The sequence below is a fragment of the Hyalangium versicolor genome (assembly GCF_020103695.1).
In the GTDB taxonomy this organism is placed as follows: Bacteria; Myxococcota; Myxococcia; order Myxococcales; family Myxococcaceae; genus Hyalangium; species Hyalangium versicolor.
The window spans coordinates 1-24233 of sequence record NZ_JAHXBF010000037.1; the positions used below are offsets into that span (position 1 = coordinate 1).

A 24233-nucleotide genomic window follows, 5' to 3' on the forward strand; every position below is an offset into this window, starting at 1 on the left:
TCTCCAAGTACGCTGCTTCTTCGGGGACCAGATGGATCAGGTGCGGCGGTCGTCTCCTCATCCACCAGAGCTATTCATTCCCCACGACTATGTCGAATGACTTGTCGGACACTCCACTAGCCCCCGCAAAGAAGCACGCTCCTCGGTGGTGAGGGCGCGCTCGCCTTCCAGCTCCAGCTTGGCCCAGAGCCACTCGAACTCCCGCTTCTTGTCTCCAGGTAGCCGTGCGAGCGCAGTCCGCAACCACCCGGCCGCTGCCTGGCCGCCGTGGCCCAGGGCCCGGCGCATGATGGAGCCGGACCAGCGCGCCAGGTAACTGCCGCCCTTGAGCAGGACACCCCCTGCGTACCAGAAGGCCAGCTCCTCGACACCGCGCTGAGCCAGCCAACGGGCGCCCTCTTCCACCTCTCGTCCCCAGCGCCAGAGGATGAGCTCGTGCATCGCCCGGTACTCGGCCACGAAGGCCGCGTTGGCCTCGGGAGGAGGTGGCTGGTGCATCACCTCGGCGGACTCCACCCAGCCCTGTGCTTGGTGTTCCTGGGGAGCGTGGAGCAACTTCAGGCGCAGGCGGACGGTGCGAGGGCCGAGTCCAAGGGTGAAAGGCAGCAGTACCTGCACTGCCTGCTGCGAGACCTGGGGAGAGAGTGCTCGAGGGGGTCCACCTCCTCGTGTGATTTGGAACAGGCGTAGACGCCATCCCTCCACCCGGCCATCGTCCAGGTTCGCCTCAAGCTCCACCCGAGCCTCGCCGCCCGAGGGCACCTGGAGAGCCGCGAGCAAGGGGCGGAGACCATCGGTGGTTGCGTGCACCGTATCCGCTGGAATCTCTCGCAGGAGCAGTGGCAGTGAGCGAGCCTCTGGGGGCCGCAAGGCGGCTGCTGTGACGTAGTCCACCGTCCAGCGCCCTGGATCACGCTGCAGTGTGAGGGTGGACGCTCCCGTCTGGCGAGGGGCATAGCGGGAGAGGACGGTGGCAACCGCGAACCGGGTCTCCTCGTCGTCCCCTGAAGTTGTGGCAGGAGCGGCGAGCCCCTCTGCCGAGAAGCCTGTGAGGGTGAGGGCGCCGCGCTGGTTCCAGAAGATGAAGGAGAGGCGAGTTCCCGGTACTCGAAGAGCCCCGGCCACGGACGCTACCTGAGCCGCCAGCAGGGAGGACTCTGCCTTGGTGGCCTCTTCCAGCTCCTGCTCGCTCAAGGCGGGTGTCAGCCCGGTGCCGGAGGAGCCACTTCCCCCCATCCCCGATTGCCCCGTTGCGCACCCCAAGCCGTTCAGGCTCAGCCACAGGCACAGCACGGTCTGGACGAACCACCCCACGTGAGAGGTCGAGTAGAGCAAGGCACGTGGAAAGAGCGAGGGGCGTCGAAGGCTCATGAAGAGGCCAGAGAAGGGCTTGCTGCTACATGTCTGAGGTGGCTGAGGCGGGGCCTACGTGCCGTAAGTCCCAGGGAAAGGTGAGGGCTGGGAAGAAGCCTCCATTGGACGCGATGGAGAGTAGCAGGGATACGCCGGACGGGCGGCTTGCGCGGGCCCAATCCGAGCACTGCCCCTCCGGGTCTAGACCTCCTCGAACCTTGTGCCTTTGGCTCCCATGTCCGCCAAGGCGTCCTTGATCTCCCCTGAGACGATCAGCGGGCCGGTCCATCCCTCGCACCGGAACACCTGTGCGCTTCCCACCTTGGTCTTGTCGATGCGCATGTCCCGCACGGAGGCATACTGACCGACCTTGTGAGGCACTCCGTCCTCGTGCGTCCAGAGTTCGATCCGGGACGCTTGCTCGTCGATACAGCGGATCAGGTGTGTGGCCACCAGGATGAGGTACTGATCCGGTTGGCCCTCCACGTCCACGGGGATCAGTTGCACCTCGTCCGGAGTCAACTCCGCGAACATGGACGCGACCCGTATATGGACCACCGGGATCATGATGCCCGCTTCTGTGAAGTCCAGCGGCTTGCCCGCAGCTTCGACGGGAATTCTCAAGCGGTCCGCGATGTGGATGGGCGTTCCGAGCCTGAACTGCCCGTCATCCACCTTTCGGCCCTGACTGTCCGTCGGCGTGTCGAGGTCCCAGCGGTGCGGGACTTTCAGATCGTCGGCCAGTCTGAAGAACCGCTTGGTCATGGGCTCCGTTTATCGCGGCTTGGGTTGGGTGACGGGTTGCTTGAATTCTGTTTCCGGCGTGGCGATCTGCCTGGCCAGTTTCCGGAGTCGGGCCTGCGCGCGGTGGACTTCTCGTTGCGGATGGTGGCGATGTGGTGCGTCTCGATCTCGTTACCCGGCGGTAGTCGCGCTAAGTGAAGTTCATGGCTCAGCGTTACTTCAAGCTGGCTGACGACGTGACGTTCCCGAACCGCTGGCACCTGGCGATGCCCCGAAACACTCAGGGCATCAAAGTGGACGACTATGAGTTCTGGAGGGGAATGCCCGTCCACATCATGGGGCGTTTGAGAATCCCCATCGAGATCGCGGGTACGCCGCTGGACTACACGGAAGCAGGCCTCAACATCCCGGTCGTCCATGTCCGGATCGCATCCATGTTCGCGGAACTCGCCCCTGATGATTTGCAACTGATCCCTGTAGACGTCGAGGGCCAGCCGGACCAGTACCTCATCCTTGTGGCGACACGCCTGAGCTGTTGTATCGACGAGCAGGCGTCCCGCATCGAACTGTGGACGCATGAGGACGGAGTGCCTCACAAGGTCGGCCAGTATGCCTCCGTGCGGGACATGCGGATCGACAAGTCCAAGGTGAGCAAAGCCCAGGTGTTTCGCTGCGAGGGGTGGGAAGGCCCACTGATCGTCTCCGAGAAGATCAAGGAAGCGCTGACGGCCATGGGTGCCACAGGCCCGCGATTCGAGGAAGTCTAACGCTATGGGAACTTCAACCCGGGCACGGTGATGGTTCGTGCCTTGCCCTCGTCCCACAACTCGAGGGTATAGCTCCCATGAACCCTGCGGTTGGAGATCTCCACCCAGACCGAGCCCGAGTCGCCCGCCAACAGCGGAGCGGGTTGGAAGATCCATGGCTGCAGCGCCGGGCCTGAAGGCTGCTGCAATGAGGCCCCCTGCGTCCGCCAGGCCTTCCCCCCCTCACGCATCGCCATCTCCACCTCCACCACGATTCGCGTCTTGGCGCGGTACACCGTGACTCGAATCAACTGGGGCATGTCCTCATTCGAGGAAAGCTGCTTGCGAAACGTGAGTTGCTGGACCGTGAGTCCATTGTCATCGATGGCGCCCTGCGCGAGCAGTTGCGCGAGAAGGGCGCTCTCTTCCAGCCCCGCAGGGGGCGCAGCCCGCTCCGCCAGGCAACGTTGCAACTCCGCCTCCTTGCGTTGCAACTCCGCCTCCTGACGCTGAACCTCGCCCTGACAGGCGTCCGCCGGGCGCGCCGGACGGGAGACTTCCACCTGGCGCTCGGCTTGGTCCCGATAAACGACGAGCACGAAGCTCACGCTCTCGGGGGCCTCCGCGTCCGCGAAGCGCACCTTCAGCGAGAGCCGCTCTCCCGGCTGGAGCTTCTCCGAGGGTACCAGCACCAGCAGGCTTCCCAGGGCTTCCACTCTCCGGAAGCGCTCGCGCCCCTCCAGTAGCACCGCATCCCGGACCAGGGCCCGGTCGAACAGCACCGTGGTGGACAGGCCCGGGCTGATGCAGAGCTCCGGGGGAACCGCGCCACCACCCGTCGGCAGCTCGATGCGGCGCACCGCCGTCTGACAGGGAGGAGGCTGCGCCCCCGCGACGGAGGCTGTCACGAGCAGCACGAGCGCCAGGAGGACTTCACGAGGGGAAGGGCGCATGCGACGGAATCTCCGGATCGGCGGGGGATGCGGACGTTCCGCCTCTACCACGCCTTCCAGGATACAGAGCGGGAGGAGCCCGCTACACCCCCCAGTCGACTCAGTGGTCCTCGAACGTGGCGCGGACCCGCTGGCCGGCCCCCACCATCATGGCACCCGGCTTCGAGCCCGGAAGGAAGGGGACGCCCCAAGAGCCGCGCTCCGTATCCAACTCGGCACAGAACGGGATGCGCTCTCCATTGGGCAGCCGAGCCTCGACGAATCGCGCGTAGAGCTTGTCCGCGATGATGAAGTCGCCCACGAGCACGAGCCCCGGGGGCACCTTGGGGGCCGCGCTTCTCCTATAGGCAACCACCTCATGCCGCCCCTCTGTGACGATGACGGGCTCTTCATCCGTCATGCCCTTCTTCCATCCCGGCATGCGCACCCGCTCGTACCAACCCAGCGCATCTCCCAGGCCGAAGCGCTCCTTCATCGCCTCTTCGGCTCCGGGAGGACACAGTTGGCGGGGCGGAGGCCCAAGCCGCACGGCCGCATCGGATGAGGCACAACCCCCCACCAGGGCGCAAGCGGCCACGACTCCCGCGAGCGGGCTGACGGTGCCGGAGCCCGGGCTCCGCGGCTTCTCTGGCTCTGGCGGGGCAGAGGGGTTCTTCGCGGGAGGTTTCGTCCTCATGGATGGACCTTTCAGGTGTGGGGAAGAGGGGTGCGCTTCGGCGAGCGCCGACAGGCCCGCGTCAGCAGAGAGGCTCGCGACGCCAGAATCCGGGCCCGCATCGCCGCGGAAGTCCGCCGCCGTGAGCCCCGAGCCCGCGTCCCGTACTGCCTCGGAGGGAACTGGCTCGGTGGGGAGCAGCAGGGGTTCGGACGAGATGACGGGGGGCTCCCAGGCGGGAGCGTCCGGACTCGAAGGCTCCACAGGCCGGTTACCCCACAGCGCCACGCCCAGCACGGCGAGCAACACGAGGCCCGAGGCTCCCAGCAGCACCCACCGGCGGCGTTCCGGCTTCGAAGGACCCGGAGAGGCCCGCTCCTCGAGCACCGTAGGGGCACGGTCCTCGCTCGGAGAGGTGGTCCCAGGCAAGGCCCGTGGCCCCCCCCAATCCGTCGGGCCCGAGAGGGGCCCCTCCGGGTCTTCGGCGCTGGACATGACGGCCGGGCCCCCCATGCCCTCTGTCGTCGCGGCATTCGCGCCGGGCGAGAGCGACACGTCCAAGTTGGGGGCTTCGTCACGCAGCCACGGCTCGAACAGCTCGTGCAGCGCCCGTCCGCTCGCAGGGCGATCCTCGGGACGCTTGGCCAACAGCCGTAGTACCAGTTCCCCCAGCGGCTCGGGCACCTGCGCGTTGAGCGCGGCCGGTGAGGCGGGCATCTCCTTCTCAATCAGCGAGGTGAGCACCTCTCGAGGCAGCGTGGGCGGGAAGGGCGGAGCGCCGGTGAGCACCTCGTAGAGCGTGCAGCCCAGCGCGTACAAGTCATCCGAGGGCTGGAAGCGGTAGCGCGCCTCGGGGTCGGCGTACTGCTCGCGGTGGAAGCGCACGGCCTCGGGGGTGCGCAGGTGCGGGGTGCCCGGAGGCAGGGGGCCCTCGGTGAGCGGCTCGTGCATCAAGGGGTGCTCGGCCGCGCCGAAGTCCACCAGCATGGGCTCGCTGTCCCGCGCGCGCACCAGGATGTTGGAGCCCTTCAAGTCCCGGTGGTGGATGCCCTCGGCGTGCAGCGCGTCCAGCGTGAGGGCCAACGTGTCGAAGAGGCGGAGCACCTGGCGCAGCGGGGGGCGCGTCTTCTTCACCCACTCGAGCAGGGTCGTGCCCTCCACATAGTCCATGACGAAGTAGAGGTGGCCGGTGAGCGGGTGGGGCCAGCGGCCGTGCGCCCAGACGCGGACGACGTTGGGGTGGCGGATGAGCAGCAGGCAGGCCAGCTCGCGCCGGGTTCGCGCATCCGTGAGGTTGAGATCCTCGCTGCCTGGGGGGTGCGCGGCGAACTTGATGGCATACAGCTCGCCGTTGCACTCCGCGCGGAACACCGCGCCGAAGCCCCCAGCTCCCAGCCGAGCCTGGATGCGAAAGGGGCCCACCATCATGTCCGGCATCAGGTGGAAGGGGTGCTGCATCGTGCTTGCTCTGGCGCGGGGAGCCGATCCGTCACGTCTCCACCGACTCGCGCCTGGGTGCGGGCCATGTGACCCATGAGGAGGGGTTGGAACAGTATGACCTACAGAGCAGGTTGGTTCAAGAGAGAAGGACCTGATGGGTTGAGCCCTGGCCGCGCGGGTGGCGAAAGGGCCCTGCGCAGGGGCGTGGGCCGGGCTAGGGTGCGCGGCATGGTCGACGAGCTGGTGAGAGCGTTGGGGCTCCAGCCCCATCCCGAGGGCGGCTTCTACAAGGAGACGTACCGCGCCTCGGTGCGGGTGGAGACGCCTCGAGGTTCACGCTCGGCGGGCACGGCCATCTACTACCTGCTGCCGCGCGGAGAGTTCGCGGCCTGGCACCAGGTGGCCTCGGACGAGGTGTGGCACTTCTACGATGGCGCGCCCCTGACGTTGTACCTGCTGAGGGATGCGGGGCTGGAGGAGGTGACGCTCGGCCGGGACGTGGCGCGCGGGGAGCAGCCCCAGGTCGTCATCCCGGCGGGAGTGCTCCAGGCGGGGGTGCCTCGAGGGGACTACACGCTGGTGGGCTGCACCGTGGCGCCCGGCTTCGACTTCGCGGACTGGGAGATGCCCACGCGCGACGCCCTGCTGGCGCGCTACCCGGAGCACGCGGAGCTGTTCCGCCAGTTCACCCGCCCCGGCTGAGCCGTGGGTGTGCGCACCCACAGGGGAGGGAGTCACCGGCTGGCGGGTTGCTCGGCGCTACAGCGTTCACGGGTACTGGAAAATTGAAAATATGGGAGGATGGGGGTGGGTGGTGCGCCAGGGCATATGATCCAGTCGGTCCGCTTCGAAAACTTCCGGAGTTTGAAGGACGTGGAGGTGTCGCTGGAGCCGTTGACGGTCCTGGTGGGGCCGCCGGCTTCGGGGAAGACGACGTTGCTCGACGGGTTCGATTTGCTGCTGGGCTGCGACGCGACGGACTTCTGGCGGCAGGATGAGGCGCATCCGGCGGTGGTCGAGTGGCGGTACGACACCGGCACGAAGACGCGGGTGGAGTACCCGGTGGGGAGGTTGGATTCGACGCCGATGCTGACCCACACGGTCCAGGCGCTGGCGTTGGACCTGGTGGCGCTGCGGGAGGAGAGCACAACGGGGCGCTCGCCGGCGCTGAACCGGACGGGAGACAATCTGGCGGGGGTGTTCGCTTCGCTGCAGACGGGGCAACGGCAGCGGGTCATCCAGGAGCTGTGCCGGCTGGTGCCTTCGTTGGGGGATGTGGCGCTCCACCAGACGGGGACGCGGACTCAGCGGCTGAAGTTCCGGGACTGGTGGAAGACGGACCTCTGGTTCACACCGGATCGGGTATCGGACACGGTGTTGCTGCTGCTGGCCTACCTGGTGCTGCCGTACCAGGTGCCACCTCCGGACCTCATTACCCTGGACATGCCCGAGCGAGGGTTGCCGCCTCAGCTCATGAGCGACCTGATGAAGCTGCTGCGGAGCATGAGCACGGGCAGCCTGGGGAGCGCGCCGATCCAGGTGGTGGTGGCCACATCCTCGTCCGGGCTGCTCAAGCATGTGGACTCGAAGGAGATCCGCGTGTTCTCACGCTCCACGGATGATGGCGCGGTGACGGTCAGCTCGGCTCTGGAAGTCGTGGCCGACTGGCGGCAGCGGCTCGAGATGGCGTGAGTGGATCCACGGTAGGCACGGTAGGACGCGCAGGTCGCGGGCCCCTCGTCTCGGCGCGGGTCCCCCCGTCGGCGGACGGGTCCTCCCGCGCCGGCCGTCCCGCTCTTCCTCGTCACACAGCTCCTTTACGAACCTACGTGCCCCCAAGTCGTTGAGCGTGGGTGTACACGTTGAAGCGTCCGTCTCGGACGAACGTGGCCAGTGTCACTCCCGAACGATGGGCCAGATCGATCGCGAGCGAACTGGCCGCGGACACACTGGCCACCACGGGAATCCGCGCCACGGCGGCCTTCTGGACGATCTCGAAGCTCGCTCGCCCACTGACCACGAGCAGCGCGGGAGGCAGCTCGGAACGCGGGACCGAGGAACTCGTCGAGGCCCGTGAGGAGCGCACCCTCCCACTGAGCACCAGCGCCCCCACCACCTTGTCCACCGCGTTGTGCCGACCTATGTCCTCGGCGGCCGCGAGGAGCTCTCCCCGCGAGTCCAGCACCGCTGCCGCGTGCACTCCGCCCGTCCTCGCGAAGTTGAGCTGCACCTCGCGCAGCCGCTCCGTGGCGCGAGCCACCACCTCGGGCCCAAGCGCCAGTCCCGCAGGAATCGGTGAACACACGGCCATCAGGTCATCCACGCTCCGCCGCCCGCAGACGCCGCACGCTGCCGTCGTCAACGTGCCGCGCCTCGCCGCGCTGACCCGCTCCACCTCCAGCACCAACCCGGCAGCGGGAGTCACCTCGATGACGTTGCCCCAGCCCTCCTCTCCCGGCCGGCCACAGTAGGCGACACCTCCCAGGTCATCCACGGAGCGGAGGATTCCCTCGGAGAACAGGAACCCCACCGTGAGCTCCCGGTCCTGACCCGGGGTACGCATGGTGATGGCCACCGTGTCGCCGCTCACGCGGATCTCCAGCGGCTCCTCCACAGCCACCGAGTCCTCCTCGGAAGCCAGGCCCCCCGCATCGGAGAACCGCACCATCGGGCGTTGGGTGATGCCCTTCTCTTCACGACTCATGCGTCTGCCCTCGCGCAAGGCGCGTGATGAACTCCGCGAGCCCTGGAAGTTCCGTCGTCCCGAACCGCAATAGTCCCGTGGGTGCACCCTCGGGGAGCCGAGGCTCATCCGTCACCACCGCGAGCACGTCCGAGCGCGTCGAAGCCAGCAGTGGCCCATGGTCCTCGCGCCAGACCTCCAGCTTGGGCAGAGGCCCGTCCTTCCAGCCCTCGACGAGCACCACATCCACCCTGTCCCGGAAACGCTCGAGCAGCGGCAGCAACGCCTGCTCCGGTGCATCACTCACCGAGAGCTGTACGCCAGCCGGTGTGGCGAAGGCGACCAGCGCCGCACCTCCCTGCTCGAAGCGAGCCGTGTCACTGCCGGCACGGTGCAGCGGGTGCGCATCCGAAGAGTGTTTCACCACGCCCACGCGCAAGCCTCGGGAGCGCAGCTCGGGTACGAGCCGCTCCACGAGCGTCGTCTTCCCTGCTCCGGACCAACCGATGATGCTCACCGCGGGCAGGGTCTTCACTCCTCCACCGCCACGTACCGGGGCCGGTCAAATAGCTCCAGGTCCACCTCATCGCCCTCGGCGAAGTCGGCCCGGCCAGGAGCCAGGATGGCGAACCCCTCGGCGCCCACGTTTTGGAAGATCTGCCCCGCTCCCTGGGGCCTCAGCCGGGCCCATGGAAGGCCACCGCCCTCGCGGGACTCCACAGTAGCGGTGATGAGGTAGGTGAGACCCGCCTGCTTGTGCCGGCCCTCGGAGAGCCTTACGCGCAGACGGCGGCGCTCCTCGTGCACGCCCTGGAGCCTGAGCAGCAGCGGCCGCCCAAGCTGATCAAACGCCACGGTGGCTGCACCGGGATTGCCGGGGAGCACCACCACGGCCAGGTCTCCCAGCCGCGCCACCGCCACGGGCTTGCCGGGCTTGAGGGCCACGCCGTCCACGAAGAATCGGGCTCCCAGCTCCGCGAGCACTCGCTTGACGCGATCCTTGTCGCCCACGGAAGCACCACCCGTGGTGACGAGCACGTCCACCTTCGTGGCCAGCGCCGTGATGGCGGCACGCAACTCCGCGTCGTCGTCTCGGGCCCGCTCGGTGGCAACCACCTGTGCACCGGCCTCCTGAGCCAGCGCAGCCATGAGGATGAGGTTGCTCTCGTACACCTGGTAGGGCAGGGCGGGTGTCCCAGGAGAAATCAGCTCATCACCCGTGGCGAGCACGGCCACGCGAGGCGCGGGGCGCACGAGCGCGGTGGCAGCGCCCATGGAGGCCAGCACCCCCAGCACATGGGAGTCCACACATTGGCCGGCAGGGAAGAGCGCAGTCCCCGCAACGACTTCCTCTCCCGCACGGCGGATGTCGTGGCCGGGAGGAACGGTGATGAAGATGGAGACATGGCCATCCTCCTCGGCGCGCGCGGCCTCCTGACGGACCACGGCATCGGCGCCTGGAGGAATGGGGGCACCGGTGAAGACACGCGCGGCCTCGCCGGGCTGGAGGGTGCGCAAGGCCGGAGCCCCGGCATACACAGTGTCGACGATGCGCAGGCGCGCGGGCCGATCCCGGTTCACCCCCCGAGTTTCCTCGGCCCGCAGGGCCCACCCGTCCATGGCGGAGTTGTCACAGCCGGGCAGCGATCGCGCCGCACTCACGGCCGAGGCCAGGAAGCGGCCATGGGCGAGCAGCAGGGGCACGGACTCCGGAGCCGCCGGGGTGACGGCCTCGAGTGCGGCTTGACGCGCGGGGATGAGGGGAGTGAGCGACATGAACTCTCGCTGAGTCTCCAAGACTCCAACAAAACCGTCGGGGGAGGAACTCCCGCGAGCATGAGAGGCGCCTGCTGGACAGAAAACGCTCTCAACCCTCCACGGCGGGTGCGGGGGTGCGATGCTGGGCGGGTGGGCTCCGGAGGTGGATTCATGGACTTCTTTCCCGATGTCACACTGGCAGTAGTGGCTGGAGGCCAGGGCCGGCGGCTGTCCGGAGTACCCAAGGGGCTCCTGAAGCTGGGCGACCGCACAGTGCTGGAGCGGCTGCTCGAACTGTCGCCGCTGTTCGCGGAGGTGCTGCTCGTCGCGAACACACCCGAACCCTATGCCCGCTTCGGCCTGCGCACGGTAGCGGACGTGGTGGAGGGCAAGGGCGCCCCGGGAGGTGTGCACGCGGCGATGGCGGGAGCGAAAACGGCGTGGGTGCTGGCGGTGGCGTGCGACATGCCCTTCGTGATGCCCGAGGTCGTGCGCGTCCTGCTGGAGGCCCGGAGCCCCGAGGTGGACGCGGTGTGCTTCACCGTCGAGGGGCGTGTCGAGCCGCTGCTCGCCGTCTACCGCTCCACCCTCGCGGGCCCATGGGGCGGGGCCTTACAGCAGGGAGACCCCTCCCTGCGCGAACTCCTCTCGCAGTGCAGGCCCCAGCTCCTGCCAGAGGAAGCGCTTCGAGCCGTGGACCCGGAAATGAACTCCCGGGTGAACGTGAACACGCCCGAGGACCTGCTCCGTTATGGGCTCTCGTTGCCCTGAGGCGAGCGCGGCAGGCGCACGGTGAAGGTGGTGCCCTCCTCTCGAGTGGAGCGGGCCTCGAGCGTCCCGCCATGCGCCCGCGTGATCTGGTACGCGATGAAGAGCCCCAGCCCCAACCCGGCGCTCTGCCCGTTCTCCTCCTTGCGCATGCCCCGGCGGAACGGCTCGAAGAGCCGAGGGAGCAACTGAGGCTCGATGGGCTCGCCCAGGTTGTGCACCTCGAGCCGCACCCATGCCTCCTCACCTCTCACGGTCACCGTCACCGGCTGATCCGGAGGGCTGTAGTCCAGGGCGTTCTTCACCAGGTTGCCCACCAATTGCGCCAGCCGATCTCCATCCCACTCGCCCTGGAGATCTCCCTCCACGTGCACCCGCAGCTCTCGCTCCGGCCACGCCACCCGCAGCTCCTCCAGCACCGGGCGGCAGGTGACGCGCAGGTCCACCTGCTGGCGGATGATGGGAATGCCTCCGCCCAGCCGCCCGCGCGTGAAGTCCAGCAGGTCGCTGATCATCCGCGCCATCCGCTCGGCGCTCTGGGAGATGCGCCCGGCCGGCTTGCGCAGGCGCGTCGGCATCTCGTCGTCGCGCAGCAACACGCTGGCCGACAGCGCGATGGCATTGAGCGGGTTGCGCAGATCATGACTGACGATGCCCAGGAAGCGCTCGCGGAACTCCGCCGTCCGCCGCAGCTCCTCCTCCCGCCGCTGGTGGTCCGTCAGGTCGGTGCTGATCACCACCGCGCCCACGATGCGCTCTCCCATGCGCACCGGTGCCGCCGCGCAGCGGGCCACCAGGGTCCGGCCCGTGCTCGCGTGGCGCAGCACCACGTCGCGTGTCACCGCCTCGCCCCTCAGGGCGCGCGCGAAGGGCTCCTCCTCGGCGGGGAGACGCTGGCGCGTCACCGAATCCAGGCTCTGGAGCCGCTCCCCAAGCTCCAGTGGGGAGGTGTTCTTGAGGTTGCCTCCCAGCAGCGCCCGGGCCGGAGCGTTGGCGTGCGTGATGGACTCGGAGTCTCCCACGTACACGGCGTCCGGGATGCTCTCGAGGATGGCCTCCAGCTGCGCCGCGTGGTGAGCCACGGTGTCCTGCTCCTCTGGGCTCTTCGCGGCGGCCGCCTCCTGGACCTGATCGAGGAAGCGGTGGAGCACCCGCAGCTCCGAAAATTGGAGCACTCCCCCGGTCTCCTCCAACAACCCGAGCAGTCCATCGCGCAACAGTCCACACGCCCGAGCCACCACCGCGGCACCTGGCGACATCGAAGGCAGCACTCCGTCCAGCGGCTTCCCTTCGAGCCGGGCCTGGAGCCCGTCCAACATCCGGGGCAGCAGCTCGAGGAGCCGCTTGCGCATCGACTCCGCGTTCGGGAGCCCTTCGGATACATTTCGCCCGAGCCGGGAGAGGAGTTCCTCGCGCCGGGTCGCGAGCACCTCTCGCAGGCCGTTCATTGCTTCATCCACAGTGCATGGAGACAGTAGCGAACAGCTCGCTGATCTCGAACGGCTTTTTGAGGATGCCCTGGGTTCCCGGAAGGACCGTGCGGCCACTGGCGGTGACGATGATGATGGGCACCGGGCTCATGGCCGGGTTGTCCCGGATGTGCCGGAGGAACTCCTCGCCACTCATCACCGGCATCATCAAATCCAACAGCACGAGGCAGGGGGGGCCGATCTGATCGAGCACCTCCAGCCCCTCCTGGCCATTCGAGGCCACGGCCACCTCGAAGCCTTCGGTCTCGAGGAGCTCAGCCATGGCCGCACGGATGTCCTCATCGTCCTCGACGATCAGGATGTTGCCTCGTTCGCCGATCGTGCTCACACCTGGATTGTAGGCAGCCTTACGGTGATGGGGAGTGCGTGCCCGAGAACTCTGTCGGATTCCAACGAGCGCACGGCCTCGGAGTGCGAGTGGGGGGTGATCCGGACTCCTTCGCGCCACCGTCCAACGTTCGATACAGTGCCACGCCGGGACGGTGGTCAGCCGGAGCGGATTTCTACCATGCGCGAGGGAAGATTTGCCGACGAGTCGACGATCGGCTTCAAGAAGCGGAACCACAGCGAGCCCGTGGCCCGCCTCGTCCCCGCGTTGACCATCGTCTCGCACCCCATGTCGCATCGCGTGGGCGAACGCCTGCTCCTGGACGGAGTCATGGCGGGCCGCGAGGAGGGCGTCTCCCGCAACGCCCCGGACTTCATGCGCCCGGATGCCGCGCTGGGCTCTCCCCTGGCCGATCCCTTCCTGAGCCGCAAGCCCGTCGTCTTCGCGTCGGGCTCGACAGGGGGCGTGCGGTTGACCCCCGGCGATGGCATCAAGGTCACCCTGGCGGGCGAAGTGCTCAAGAGCCCCTGGGAGTTCTCTCCCGAGGAGCTCTCGGTGGGCGTGGCGCTGGAGCTGGCCGAGCGCGTGGTGGTGCTGCTGCACTGGGCCGATCCTTCGGCGAACTCCCCCGTGGATGCGCTGGGCATGGTGGGCACCAGTGTGGGCATCCAGAACGTGCGTCACCACATCGAGCAGGTGGCGGACTTGCGGGTGCCGGTGCTCGTGCGCGGAGAGACGGGCTCGGGCAAGGAGCTCATCGCCCAGGCCATCCACCGGCAGAGCGCGCGCCGCGAGAAGGTTTTCATCAGCGTGAACCTGGGCGCCATCCCCAAGGAGCTGGCGGCCTCGGAGCTGTTCGGCGCCACGCGCGGCGCCTTCACGGGCGCAGTGAGGGACCGCGAGGGCTTCTTCCGCGCCGCCCACGAGGGCACGCTCTTCCTGGACGAGGTGGGCGAGGCGCCCCCCGAGGTGCAGGTGATGCTGCTGCGCGTGCTGGAGACGGGGGAAATCTATCCCGTGGGCGAGCGCACTCCGGTGAAGGTGGATGTCCGGCTCATCGCCGCGACGGATGCGCATCTGGAGCAGCAGATCCAGGAAGGGCGCTTCAAGGCGCCGCTGCTGCACCGGCTGGCGGGCTATGAGATTCGCGTGCCTCCGCTGCGGGAGCGGCGGGAGGACATCGGGCTCTTGTTCCACCACTTCGCGCGCGAGGAGCTGGAGTCCATCGGCGAGGCGTGGCGGCTGAAGCCGGAGGACTCGTCCACCGAGCCGTGGCTGCCGGCACCGTTGGCCTCGCGGCTGGTGCGCTACGGGTGGCCGGGCAACATCCGGCAGCTGCGCAACCTCACGCGCCAGCTCATCATCGGCAGCCGGGGGCACTCGCGGCTGCGGCTGGATCCGCGCTTGGAGAAGGAGCTGGAGCAGTCCCTGCTGCCACGGCCCGGCCGTCCCATCTCCGGGACCGGGCAGGCCGTGGGGGCCGAGCCGAAGCCTCCCGAGCAGAAGGGCTCCTCCCGCCGCAGGGCCTCGGAGGTCTCCGAGCCGGAGCTGCTCGCGGCCCTGCGCGAGAGCGCGTGGGACCTGAAGGCCGCCGCGGACCGGCTGGGCATCCCCCGCTCCTCCATCTACGACTTGATCGACAAGAGCCCCAACATTCGCACCGCGGGGGACCTCACCGTGGAGGAGATCACCCGCTGCTTCCAGGAGTGCTCCGGAGACCTGGATGCCATGGCGCAGCGCCTGGAGGTCTCCAAGCGGGCCCTGGGCCGCCGCATCAAGGAGTTGGGTCTGGAGGACCGGAGGACCTGATCCTCTGAGCAGGTTTCCGTGTCAACGGCCGGTCCGACGTGTCGGGTCTCCCTGTCCGACGTGTCGGAACCCGGCCTGACACATCTGTTGGCCAGCCGATAGAAATGACAGACCCGAAAGAGCAGCCGATTTTCCGGCTCTTGGGCGTGGCATCGCGATTGCTCAAGCGTTCCCTCGGTAGGGAGGAGCGCAGGGGGTTGGGTAGGGCAGTGGCGGGTTCTCACGGGGGGTGAGAGCCTCCTCCACCTTCCAAATCAGTTCAGGACACAGGGGGTAGCACCATGGCGACCGAGAGCGACAAGAAGACGACCCAGACGAGCGGTTCAGGCAAGTCGACGAACAGCGGTAACACCGGGTCGACCTCGAGCGCCGGTGGTGGCGGCGGCGGCGGGACCGGGGACGTGATCATCGTCTCGGGTTAGTCCCCAGGTGGGGGTTCTTTAGCAGTGCTCGGGAGAAGTCCTCCTGAGCCCGAGCCCGCAGGGTCAGCTGCTCATCAGGGCGGTTCTCCAAGGACGCCCGCAGCAACGACAACTGAGCACGCACAAGCAGCGCCTGCGGCCACTCGGGACATGTTGACAGGGCTTCTTCCACCAAGGCGAGGCCGCGCTCTAGCTGGGGGGCTGGGGCGCGGCCCGCATCCTTTTCGAACATCGCCCAGGAGTGCTGCAGCGAACCGAAGGCCAGTCGAGCCTCGGCCGCATCCGGCAGCAGCGCGAGTGAGCGCTCGAAGTGGCGTTCCGCCTCCTGGAATTCCTGCAGGCTTCCCTGTCCGCGCTGTGCGTGCCAGCGGGCCATGAACCCCTGGAGCTCCGCCAGCTCGAGCCACGCCCGGCCATGTTGAGGGTTGATGGCCAGGGCCTCGCGCAGGGCCTTCTCCGAGTGCTGGAGCTGAGGGCGCGGATCCTTTCCCTGCCGCAGGTCCACCTCGGCCAGCAGGAGGAAGCCGCTGCCCACGCTGATCTGCGGCTCGGTGCCATTCTTTCCCAGTCGGATGGCCTGCTCGAGCGACGCGAGCGCGGAGCGCATGCTCGCGGTGGGGTTCTGGGACTGGCGCCAGAGGTACGTGGCGCGCCACAGGTGGGCCTCGCCCAGGTTGGTGTGACCGAACACTTGTTGCGGCGCCAGGTGGATGGCCTGCTCGAAGGCGGCCTGGGCCTTGTCGAGGAGGGGGAAGGGATCGCCTCCGTGCTCCCACGTCTGCTGCGCCTGGTGGAGCAGCGCGATGCCCAGTCCATTGTGGAGCTGTGGGTTCTGATTGATGGCCAGCCCCTGGCTGTACAGCTCGAGGGCCGTGCTCAGGTGGCGCGAGGCCTCCGGGCCGCACGGGTGCAATTCGGCCCACTGTGCCTGGATGAGGCCGCCATAGAGGTAGGGCACCCAGTTGCGGGGGTTGAGCTCCATGGCCCGTTGGAGCGCGGTCCACGCCTGCCTCAGGTCCTCCTCCTGCTGCTCGCTCACCGGGCCCTTCTCGTTGGGCGCGGGGTGCTCGGCCCGGCGGTAGAAGGCCATGCCGAGGTTGCTCCACGCGTCCGGGATGCGCGGGCTCAGGCGGGTGGCCTCCTGGAAGGACTCGATGGCCTGGCGACGATGGTCCGCGGAGCTGGCGCCGGTGTCGTCCTCGTAGCCGGCCCACATGAAGAAGAGCCCGCCCAGCGTGTTGTGGAAGTCATAGTCCCGATCCTTGGGAGCGATCTGCTGGAGGGCCTGCACCGACTGGCGCAGTTGCTCGCGCGGATCCTGGCCCCGGCTCACGCGGAAGTTCGCGGACTGGAAGAGGATGCGCCCCAGCTCCAGGTGCGTCTGCGGACCGGTGAGCCCCTGTTCGAGCGCCTTTCGCGCGGCGGCGAGCGCCGCATCGAGCGCGGCCTGCGGATCCTCTCCGTGGGTGGTGCGGTACTCGGCGAGCCGGCGGTGGAAGCGGGCCTCGAGCAGCAGCGAGGTGGGATCCTCGGGCAGGGCCTCGAGGGCGTGCACCACGGCTTGCCTGCCTCGGGTGAGGGGAGGCAGCACGTCACCGTGCCCGTACATCTCCATGAGCGCGGCGGTGTATTCGAGCTTGGCCAGGGCCTGGTGCACGGCGGGCACGCTCTCGCCAATGGCGGCAGCGGCGGCGTAGGCGTTGCGGCCGGCCTCGAAGTCGGCGAGCGCGCCCTCACGGTCTCCCTGGTTCCAGCGCCGGGCGGCGCGAGCCTGGAGGATGTCTCCGTGCAGCAGGGGCACCTCGTAGAGCCAGGGCAGGCGATTGCCCATGGCATCCACTCGCGCGAGGGCCTCGTCCAGCCGGTCCTCATAGAAAGAGAGCAGGGCCGAGACGTAGTCAGCGGAGGGCACGTCGGCGCCCTGGCTCAGGCGCAGGTAGACGAGGGCCGGATCGCGGAAGTCGCGTTGGAGCTCCTGCTTGCGGACCTCGCGCAGTTCGGGGTTGCGGGTGCGCTCCACCTCCAGGAGCTGATCCTGGTACAGGTGGCCCAGCACGAGGGCCAACGCATAGGCGACGCGGGGTTCGTGGAAGCCGCTGTTCCATGCGAGCTCCAGGTGCTTGCGCGCCAGCGCATCATCCCCGAGCGCCAGGTAGCCGCGGGCCAGGGCGTAATTGCCGGGGCCCACGGCGGCGTCTCCGGCTTGGCGGATCTGCGTGCCCAGCTCCTCCATGTGCTGGCGGATCTCCTTGCGGTCCTCGCGCGTGTCGTGGAGCGGCGAGAGGCCCGAGTAGCGCGCCAGGGCTTCGATGTGCTCGACCTTCTCGGTGAAGCGGCGGGCGAGCTCCTCGCGGTGGGTGGCCTGGGAGTGGGTGTAGATGGCCGAGCCCAGCGCGAGGGCGACGGCGAGCAGGGCCGCGGAGGCCACGCTGACGATGAGCCGGTGCTTGCGAGCCTTCTTGCGCAGCCAGTACCAGAAGCCGGTGGGGCGGGCCTGGATGGGCTCGCCGGCCAGGAAGCGATCGAGATCCTCGATGAGGGAGCGCGCCGAGTCGTAGCGGACGGAGCGGTCCTTCTCGAGACACTTGAGGACGATGGCCTCGAGGTCCGCGGGGATGTTCGGGTTGAGCTTGCGGGGCGGGGTGGGCTCGACGGTGGCGATGTTGTTGAGAACCTCCAACCCGTTGGCGCCGGGGATGGGAGGCTCGCCGGTGAGGAGGAAGTAGAGCGTGGCGCCGAGGCTGTAGACGTCGGCGCGCCGATCCAGGCTCTGCACCTCGCCCCGGGCCTGCTCGGGAGACATATAATGTGGCGTGCCGAGCACCGAGCCGGTGGAGGTGGCGCCGCCCTTCTCACTCCAATCATGGGCCAGGCCGAAGTCCATGACGAAGGGCTTGAGGCGGCCGTCTTCGGAGCGCTCCACGAGGATGTTGGAGGGCTTGAGGTCTCGGTGGATCAGCCCGGCGCGGTGGGCGGCGTGAACGCCCTCGGCGGCATCCCGGAGCGCGAGCACCTTCTGTTCCACGGTGAGCTCGTCCGACAGTTGCCCCAGGGGCAGGCCATCGACGAACTGCATGGCGATGTAGGGCTTGCCCTGAACTTCGCCGACTTCGTGGACCTTGCAGACGCGCTCGTGCTCGACGCGGGCCTGGGAGCGAGCCTCGGACAGCAGGCGGCGGACGAGTTCCGCGTCATCGCCCTTGACGAACTTGAGGGCGACGTTGCGGCGCAGGCGCAAGTCGTAGGCGAGGAAGACCTGGCCCATGCCGCCCTGGCCGAGGAAGCGGACCCCCGAGTAGCGATCCCAACCGGGGATGGGGAAGGCGGGGTCTACCTTGTCGCGATCGTTGAGCGTGAGGGCGGGGCCGAGCGTCTCGCCATTGTCCGTCCGCGAGCGCGGCACGAGGGTGGGGTCGACATCGGCCTTGCGGATTTCGGCGAGGGACTCCTCGGAGATGAGGCCCCGCTCCTTGAGGAGGGACATGGGGCTGCGGCCCAGGCGGCGGGCCTCTTCGCCCAGCGAGGTGGCCTCCTCGCGCGAGATGAGGCCCTCGGCCACGGCCATGCGCAGCTCTGCCTCGGTATCGACGCGCATCAGGGAAGAAGGGGGCCCACGGGTGGCGGGCCCCAGTCATACCCGATGCAGGGCTGTCTGCGTAGGGGACGAGCGGCGGACGGTGGCCGTACCCTTGGTACGCGGGTGAACGGGCGGCGGGGCGTGCTTCAGTGCGAGTGAACGCGAGCCAGGCGCTGAGCGGTGCGGAAGAGCTGAGAGCAGGAGTAGTCCAGAGGCGCCTCCTGGTTCTGGAGGGCATGGCGGGCCCGGAGGAAGGGCAGCCAGGCCCTGTCACCGATGATGACCGCGGCCTCTTCCAACTTCTTGCGCGGCAGCCAGCGGCCGCCGAGCACATCCACCAGATAACGGCCGAGGAAGGCCCCCAGGGCGGGTACGAGGGTTTCTCGCTGCTCGTGGGACAGGCGCCTGCCCCAGTTCGCGTGCCACAAGTGCCAGTCGAGGTGAGGCAGGGCCTCCAGGGTACCCTTCATGACCTGGGGCACTTTCTTATGGAACAGGGCGACGAGCTGCTCGGAATAGAGGCCCTCGTAGGTGTCGATGGCGGCCTTGATGTTGTCCACATCCGACTCGGGAGCCTGGGAGGCGGGCAACCACTCGGAGACGGCGGGAGGGCGGTAGCGGTTGAAGCGCTCGACGAGGGCGCGCTTGCCGCCGAGCACGCCTTGGAAGTCCGCCTCCATGCGCAGGATGTCGGCGACGTCAGGGTCGAACTCCATGGGGACGGGAACGAACTCGAGCGAGCGCTGACGCAGGGTGGCCAGAGTGGAGTCCAGGGAGAGCTCGGGGCGCAGGTGGACGAGGGCACGGGCCTGGGCGAGGCGGGCCTCTTCGGAACTGAAGTCCGCGGGAGTGGGGCGTGTGAGCCAGAGGACGGCGCCGTGGGGTAGTTCCTCCATGAGGGCGGAGGGGGTGGCCAGCAGGCGCTCGCGGCCGATGGCCTGCACCGTGGCCGGGCCGTACACGTTGAGCCAGAACGTCTCGTAGATGGGCCGGGGCGTGCTCAGGTCATTCACGGTGGGATCGGTGCTCAGACCGAGATCGGCGGAGTTGTGCCCTACGCCGAAGGTGAGCGGGAGGCAGGAGGCCATGGCTCGCACGAAGGAGACGAGGTACGCGGCGCGCCTGTCGGCTTGACCCGGCTCACGCAGGAACGAGAAGGGCTGCAGGTATATGGAAAGAGAGCAATAGACTCCCTCCTCCTTAGTCGTCCTGCTCGCGAACGAGACAATGACCTCTGGCGGCTGGGAGCGCACCAGCATGAGCGTGAAGGTCTCTCCAATGTAGGACTCAGGGAGCCGCTTCCGCAGAGCCTGGCGCGAGTAATTCAGCCAACGACGACGACCGACGTGCGACATCTTGTTTGGGCGTACCTCGGGGTCCAGTGACTCGATGGTCTCCAAGACTTTCTCCAGTTCCTCGAAGCCCCTCTCCATGGGGTTCTGGGAGAAGAAGAGATCAAGCCGCAAACTGGCGTCATGGTTCCATTCGTCAGGGGACATAGAAGTGAAGTTGGACCCCAAATCGAGGTGCTGCTTTCAAGAGGGCATCCTTGAATTCGAAAGAAAGCTCTGCCCCGTCATAGACGACGTGCACTTGTGAGACCCGCACTTTCTGGCCGAAGAGCGGGTGGCTGCGTCGACGCACCTCGACCCCTCCCCCGTACTTGGTTGTGGCCTCCCGGCTGTCGATCTCGAGCTGTTTGAGCACCTCGTTAGGGTTCTTCCCAGAGAAGTCGTGCTGCTTGTTGCTGAAGGAGTGGATGGAAGGTTGACGGCCTGGGCCGAGCGTCGCCTGGTCGACGGCGAGCTGATCGACATACACGGGGGTGGCACGGCCCTCGAGCTGGAGCCCCGTGTTGTCGGTGACCAGGGGTTGCTTCATCCCCGGGAGGCACTGCCGCGAGCCCTCTGCCTGCTGGAGCCAGCGTGTGACGGCGCGCTGGAACTCCAGGGAGCGCTGGAACGTGTTGAGAAGTCCCGAGTAGCTGTTCCAGATGAGAGGCGGCTTGACTTGCACCCCGGGGGACACGGGGCGTGTACCGGCCAGCTCCTCGTAGCGGCGATGCCAGTAGGCCACGTAACTGGTCCAGCGAGGATGATCGGCCTCGATGCCTGCGGGAGGCTGCGAGGAAGCAGGGCGGTGGCGGGCGAGCTCATTCAGGCTCCGAGGGTGGCGCGCGCCCGTCTCCAGGGCCTCGGCTTCGGCGAGGCGAGCCTCCAACGCCGGCAGTTCCTCCGCGGCGATACGAGCCTCCAAGCCTGCCAACGCCAGCCTTCCAGCCTCTACCGGAGCAGCGGCTTCCGCTGCTGTGGTCCTGGCATCGGCCGTTGCTGCTTCCACTTCCGTGGCACCGGCGGCACCTTGCTTGAGGACGGTGCCCACCAGGAGCACGTCGAGCACGGCGGCGATGGTGGTGTTCCTCACATGCTGGAGCTTGGCCTCTTGGGAGAAGCTGGCAGCCATGACCTGGCGCAGGTGCATGCCCCCTTCGCCGCGTGAGGGCATGAACTCGTCCAGCTTGTGCCACTGCACCACGCAGGCGGGCAGCGAGCCGCAGACAATGCCCAGGGATTGTCGGGCCAACTCCTGGCCAGTGGCGCGGAGGGAGGTCTCCAACTGTCCGAAGAGTGCCCGGGCACGCAAGTTGCCGGTCTGGGAGTCGGCGTAGACGCGCTCGAGGTGCTCCGCACGGTAGACGAGGAGCACCGCGGAGCGCTTACCCACCAGGGTGCCGCGCTCGTCGCAGTAAAGCGCGTAGTCGAAGGAAGGAGCGATGTCCTTCTGCAACTCCTCGAGAGGAACGGCGTCGGGTTCGGAGCACGAGCCGCCCAGTTGCGTGGAGGCCAGCAGGACCAGGAGCACCCAACAGCACAGGCGTGGCATGGGCGCAAAGCCTGTCATCGCCCCCGAGTCGGCAGAAGGACCTCACAGGCAGGGACCCGGGACGGACGAAAGCCGTACCCCTCAAGGCCCTCTTGTTGGCGCTGCTCGACGAGCTATGCGCCGGTGGCCTGGATGCGCACGGGAATGCGCCGCCGCCCGAACTTCCCCGGCGCAGCATCGAAGCGGCCCGGCACTGCGGCTCCACAATCCGGGCAGTGGCCCTCCGGCGTCACCCGGTACTCCAACAACTGGTACCAGTCCCGCACGATGAGCGATGCCCCACACCCTCCACAGAGCGTGGTGTCCCCTTCCACGTCATGCACGTTGCCCGTGTACACGTGGCGCAGGCCCACCTGCCGGGCAATCCGCCGCGCCCGCCTCAACGTCTCGGGAGGCGTGGGCGGCACGTCCATCATCTTGAAGTCCGGATGGAAGCCCGAGAAGTGCACCGGCACGTCCGGTCCCAGCTTCTCGTGCACCCACTCGGAGAGCTGCGTCAGCTCCGCCTCCGAATCATTGTGCCCGGGGATGAGCAGCGTGGTGATCTCGAACCACACGCGCGTCTCGTGCTTCAGGTACTCCAACGTCTCCAGCACCGACTGGAGCTTCGAGAACGTGATGCGGTGGTAGAAGTCCTCGGTGAACGCCTTCAGGTCCACGTTCGCCGCGTCCATCTTCGCGTAGAAGTCGCGCCGCGGCTCGGCGTGCATGTAGCCCGCGGTCACCGCCACCGTCTGGATGCCTCGCGCATGGCACGCGTCCGCCACGTCCATCGCGTACTCGGCGAAGATGACCGGATCATTGTATGTGAACGCCACGCTCTTGCAGCCCAGCTCCTGCGCGCGTTTCGCGATGGCCTCGGGCGAGGCCTGATCCATCAGCCGATCCTGCTCGCGAGACTTGGAGATGTCCCAGTTCTGGCAGAAGCGGCACCCCAGGTTGCACCCCGCCGTGCCAAACGACAGCACGCTGCTGCCCGGATAGAAGTGGTTCAACGGCTTCTTCTCGATGGGGTCCACGCAGAACCCAGACGAGCGGCCATACGTGGTGAGGACCATCCGGTCCCCCGCTCGCTGCCGCACGAAGCAGAAGCCCCGCTGGCCCTCGTTCAGCTTGCAGTCGCGCGGACACAGGTCGCACTGGATGCGCCCGTCCTCGAGCACGTGCCACCACCGCCCTGGATATTCGAGGCTCACGCCAGTCCTCCTCCCGTCCTTCGATGATTATCAGCCACGAGCGGGATCCGCCTCGTGCTCGGCCGGTGCGCGGCCGGGTCTCCAGGCCCCTGGCGCACAGGGCATATGATGCGTCCCATGGCCAAGACTCCCCCGCACCCTCCTGGCGCCTCCGAGGGCCGCAAGCCCCTCTCCGCCGACCAGTGCCCGCATCTGGGCCGCGAGTACAACCACTTCGCCGGCCCGCACCTCGAGAATCCCTATCCGTTCTTCGAGCAGCTGCGGAAGGAGGCGCCCGTCACCTTCAATCCCATGCTGGGCATGTGGCTGATCAGCCGCTACGACGACGTCATCTCGGTGCTGAACAACCCCACGGCCTACTCCTCGGCGGGCGTCGCTACCACCTCGGTGGACAGGCTGACGCCCGAGGCCCAGGCCATCCTCGGGCCCGGACCCATCATCCATGACAGCCCGCTCAACATGGATCCGCCGGTCCACACCCGCATGAAGCGCCTGCTCCAGCGCGGGTTCACGCTCGCCAAGGTCTCGCGCCAGGAGGAGCGCGTCCGGCAGCTCACCAACGCCCTCATCGATGGCTTCATCCACGAGGGCCGGGTGGATCTCGTCCAGCGGTTCACCCATCCGCTGCCCGCACAGGTCATCCTCAACATGGTGGGCGTGCCGCAGGAGGATGTGGAGAAGGTGCGGCGCTGGTCCGGTTCCCTGTTCGGGCTCATCTTCGCGGACATTCCCCCTACGGTGCAGCCCGCCATGGCGCGCGACGTGGTGGAGTACCGCAACTACTGCACGCAGCTCATCGAGCAGCGCCGGCGCCAACCGCAGGAGGACCTCACGAGCGATCTCGTGCAGGCCGAACCCGATGGCGAGGCACTGACGATGCCAGAGCTCATCTCGCTGATCGGCGGCTCCCTGCTGGCCGCAGGCCATGAGACGACGAGCGCGCAGCTCTCCATCGCCGTGAAGAACCTGCTGGAGCATCCAGAGCGCTGGCAGCAGCTGCGCGAGGACCGGACGCTCATCCCCAAGGCCCTGGAGGAGTGCATGCGGTTGGAGGGCGTCGCGCCCGGCATGGTCCGCACCGCCATCCAGGACGTGGAGGTGGGAGGCGTGCTGCTGCCAAAGGGCTCGCGCCTGTTCCTGGTCTACGGATCCGCCAACCGCGACGAGGCGCACTTCAAGGACCCGGAGCACTTCGATCCGCACCGCGAAAACATGCAGCACCTCAACTTCAGCCGGGGCATCCACTTCTGTCTGGGCGCTCCCCTGGCCCGGCTGGAGCTGCGCGTGGCGCTCGAGCAGCTCATCGAGCGCATTCCCGGCATGCGCCTGGTGCCCGGCCAGGACTACGGCTACCACCAGGAGATGCTGATCCTTCGCGCCATCCGCCAGCTCCAGGTGGAGTGGACCGTTTCCTGAGCCGAGCGGAGG

At 67.9% G+C, this 24233-nt stretch carries 20 protein-coding genes; 7 read left to right on the top strand and 13 right to left on the bottom strand.

All coding sequences use genetic code 11. From position 1 onward, the window contains the following. Window positions 1-87: 87 nt before the first annotated feature. Both KY501_RS46495 and KY501_RS46500 read right to left on the bottom strand, forming a co-directional pair. Window positions 88-1371: a hypothetical protein gene (locus tag KY501_RS46495; protein ID WP_224371446.1), complete on the bottom strand. Its 1284-nt coding sequence runs from the start codon at window positions 1369-1371 to the stop codon at window positions 88-90. 183 nt (window positions 1372-1554) lie between these two features. Next, window positions 1555-2118, bottom strand: a complete 564-nt coding sequence (locus KY501_RS46500) for an imm11 family protein (RefSeq protein WP_224371448.1) — start codon at window positions 2116-2118, stop codon at window positions 1555-1557. 182 nt (window positions 2119-2300) lie between these two features. Between KY501_RS46500 and KY501_RS46505 the strand changes: the two genes are divergently transcribed. Further along, the gene (locus tag KY501_RS46505) at window positions 2301-2864 is read left to right on the top strand and encodes an imm11 family protein (protein WP_224371450.1); all 564 of its coding nucleotides are present in this window, start codon (window positions 2301-2303) and stop codon (window positions 2862-2864) included. Window positions 2865-2866: 2 nt separating this feature from the next. Here KY501_RS46505 and KY501_RS46510 read toward each other — a convergent pair whose 3' ends face one another. Continuing rightward, entirely contained in the window at window positions 2867-3796 is a 930-nt protein-coding gene (locus KY501_RS46510; RefSeq protein WP_224371452.1) for a DUF2381 family protein, read from the bottom strand. Window positions 3797-3896: 100 nt separating this feature from the next. Beyond that, on the bottom strand, window positions 3897-5909 hold the full coding sequence (locus KY501_RS46515; protein ID WP_224371454.1) for a serine/threonine protein kinase: 2013 nt from the start codon (window positions 5907-5909) through the stop codon (window positions 3897-3899). Window positions 5910-6119: 210 nt separating this feature from the next. Here KY501_RS46515 and KY501_RS46520 point away from each other — a divergent pair, with 210 nt between their 5' ends. Continuing rightward, complete coding sequence (locus KY501_RS46520; protein ID WP_224371456.1) at window positions 6120-6593, top strand: cupin domain-containing protein; 474 nt, start codon at window positions 6120-6122, stop codon at window positions 6591-6593. A 126-nt stretch (window positions 6594-6719) separates the two neighbouring features. Then, entirely contained in the window at window positions 6720-7583 is an 864-nt protein-coding gene (locus KY501_RS46525) for an AAA family ATPase (protein ID WP_224371458.1), read from the top strand. A 133-nt stretch (window positions 7584-7716) separates the two neighbouring features. Here KY501_RS46525 and fdhD read toward each other — a convergent pair whose 3' ends face one another. The 3 genes from fdhD to KY501_RS46540 are packed head-to-tail and all read right to left on the bottom strand — an operon-like array spanning window position 7717 to window position 10350. Next, window positions 7717-8595 (bottom strand): formate dehydrogenase accessory sulfurtransferase FdhD, encoded by an 879-nt coding sequence (fdhD, locus tag KY501_RS46530; RefSeq protein WP_224371460.1) that lies wholly within the window; start codon window positions 8593-8595, stop codon window positions 7717-7719. After that, window positions 8585-9109 carry a molybdopterin-guanine dinucleotide biosynthesis protein B gene (gene mobB / locus KY501_RS46535; protein WP_224371462.1) on the bottom strand — a complete coding sequence of 175 codons (525 nt, stop codon included), beginning with the start codon at window positions 9107-9109 and terminating at the stop codon, window positions 8585-8587. The genes fdhD and mobB overlap by 11 nt, the downstream gene beginning before the upstream one ends. After that, complete coding sequence (locus tag KY501_RS46540; protein WP_224371463.1) at window positions 9106-10350, bottom strand: molybdopterin molybdotransferase MoeA; 1245 nt, start codon at window positions 10348-10350, stop codon at window positions 9106-9108. Before KY501_RS46540 ends, mobB begins: the two co-directional genes overlap by 4 nt. Before the next feature lie 153 nt (window positions 10351-10503). Between KY501_RS46540 and mobA the strand changes: the two genes are divergently transcribed. Continuing rightward, window positions 10504-11103: a molybdenum cofactor guanylyltransferase gene (gene mobA, locus KY501_RS46545; protein WP_224371465.1), complete on the top strand. Its 600-nt coding sequence runs from the start codon at window positions 10504-10506 to the stop codon at window positions 11101-11103. Here the strand turns inward: mobA and KY501_RS46550 are convergent. Beyond that, window positions 11082-12548: a sensor histidine kinase gene (locus KY501_RS46550; protein WP_224371467.1), complete on the bottom strand. Its 1467-nt coding sequence runs from the start codon at window positions 12546-12548 to the stop codon at window positions 11082-11084. The genes mobA and KY501_RS46550 overlap by 22 nt on opposite strands. 4 nt (window positions 12549-12552) lie before the next feature. Next, on the bottom strand, window positions 12553-12918 hold the full coding sequence (locus KY501_RS46555; RefSeq protein WP_224371469.1) for a response regulator: 366 nt from the start codon (window positions 12916-12918) through the stop codon (window positions 12553-12555). Between the two features lie 180 nt (window positions 12919-13098). On the opposite strand from KY501_RS46555, the gene KY501_RS46560 reads away from it, so the two are divergent. Beyond that, entirely contained in the window at window positions 13099-14727 is a 1629-nt protein-coding gene (locus KY501_RS46560) for a sigma 54-interacting transcriptional regulator (protein WP_224371471.1), read from the top strand. A 281-nt stretch (window positions 14728-15008) separates the two neighbouring features. Further along, entirely contained in the window at window positions 15009-15149 is a 141-nt protein-coding gene (locus KY501_RS46565) for a hypothetical protein (RefSeq protein ID WP_224371473.1), read from the top strand. Here the strand turns inward: KY501_RS46565 and KY501_RS46570 are convergent. The 4 genes from KY501_RS46570 to amrS form a co-directional block, all read right to left on the bottom strand. Continuing rightward, window positions 15133-18744: a serine/threonine-protein kinase gene (locus KY501_RS46570; protein WP_224371475.1), complete on the bottom strand. Its 3612-nt coding sequence runs from the start codon at window positions 18742-18744 to the stop codon at window positions 15133-15135. The genes KY501_RS46565 and KY501_RS46570 overlap by 17 nt on opposite strands. A 128-nt stretch (window positions 18745-18872) precedes the next feature. Further along, complete coding sequence (locus tag KY501_RS46575; RefSeq protein ID WP_224371477.1) at window positions 18873-20225, bottom strand: hypothetical protein; 1353 nt, start codon at window positions 20223-20225, stop codon at window positions 18873-18875. Next, window positions 20215-21609: a hypothetical protein gene (locus tag KY501_RS46580; RefSeq protein ID WP_224371479.1), complete on the bottom strand. Its 1395-nt coding sequence runs from the start codon at window positions 21607-21609 to the stop codon at window positions 20215-20217. The genes KY501_RS46575 and KY501_RS46580 overlap by 11 nt, the downstream gene beginning before the upstream one ends. A 113-nt stretch (window positions 21610-21722) precedes the next feature. Beyond that, window positions 21723-22805 (bottom strand): AmmeMemoRadiSam system radical SAM enzyme, encoded by a 1083-nt coding sequence (gene amrS / locus KY501_RS46585; RefSeq protein ID WP_224371481.1) that lies wholly within the window; start codon window positions 22803-22805, stop codon window positions 21723-21725. Between the two features lie 117 nt (window positions 22806-22922). Between amrS and KY501_RS46590 the strand changes: the two genes are divergently transcribed. After that, complete coding sequence (locus tag KY501_RS46590; RefSeq protein WP_224371483.1) at window positions 22923-24221, top strand: cytochrome P450; 1299 nt, start codon at window positions 22923-22925, stop codon at window positions 24219-24221. Window positions 24222-24233: the final 12 nt, after the last annotated feature.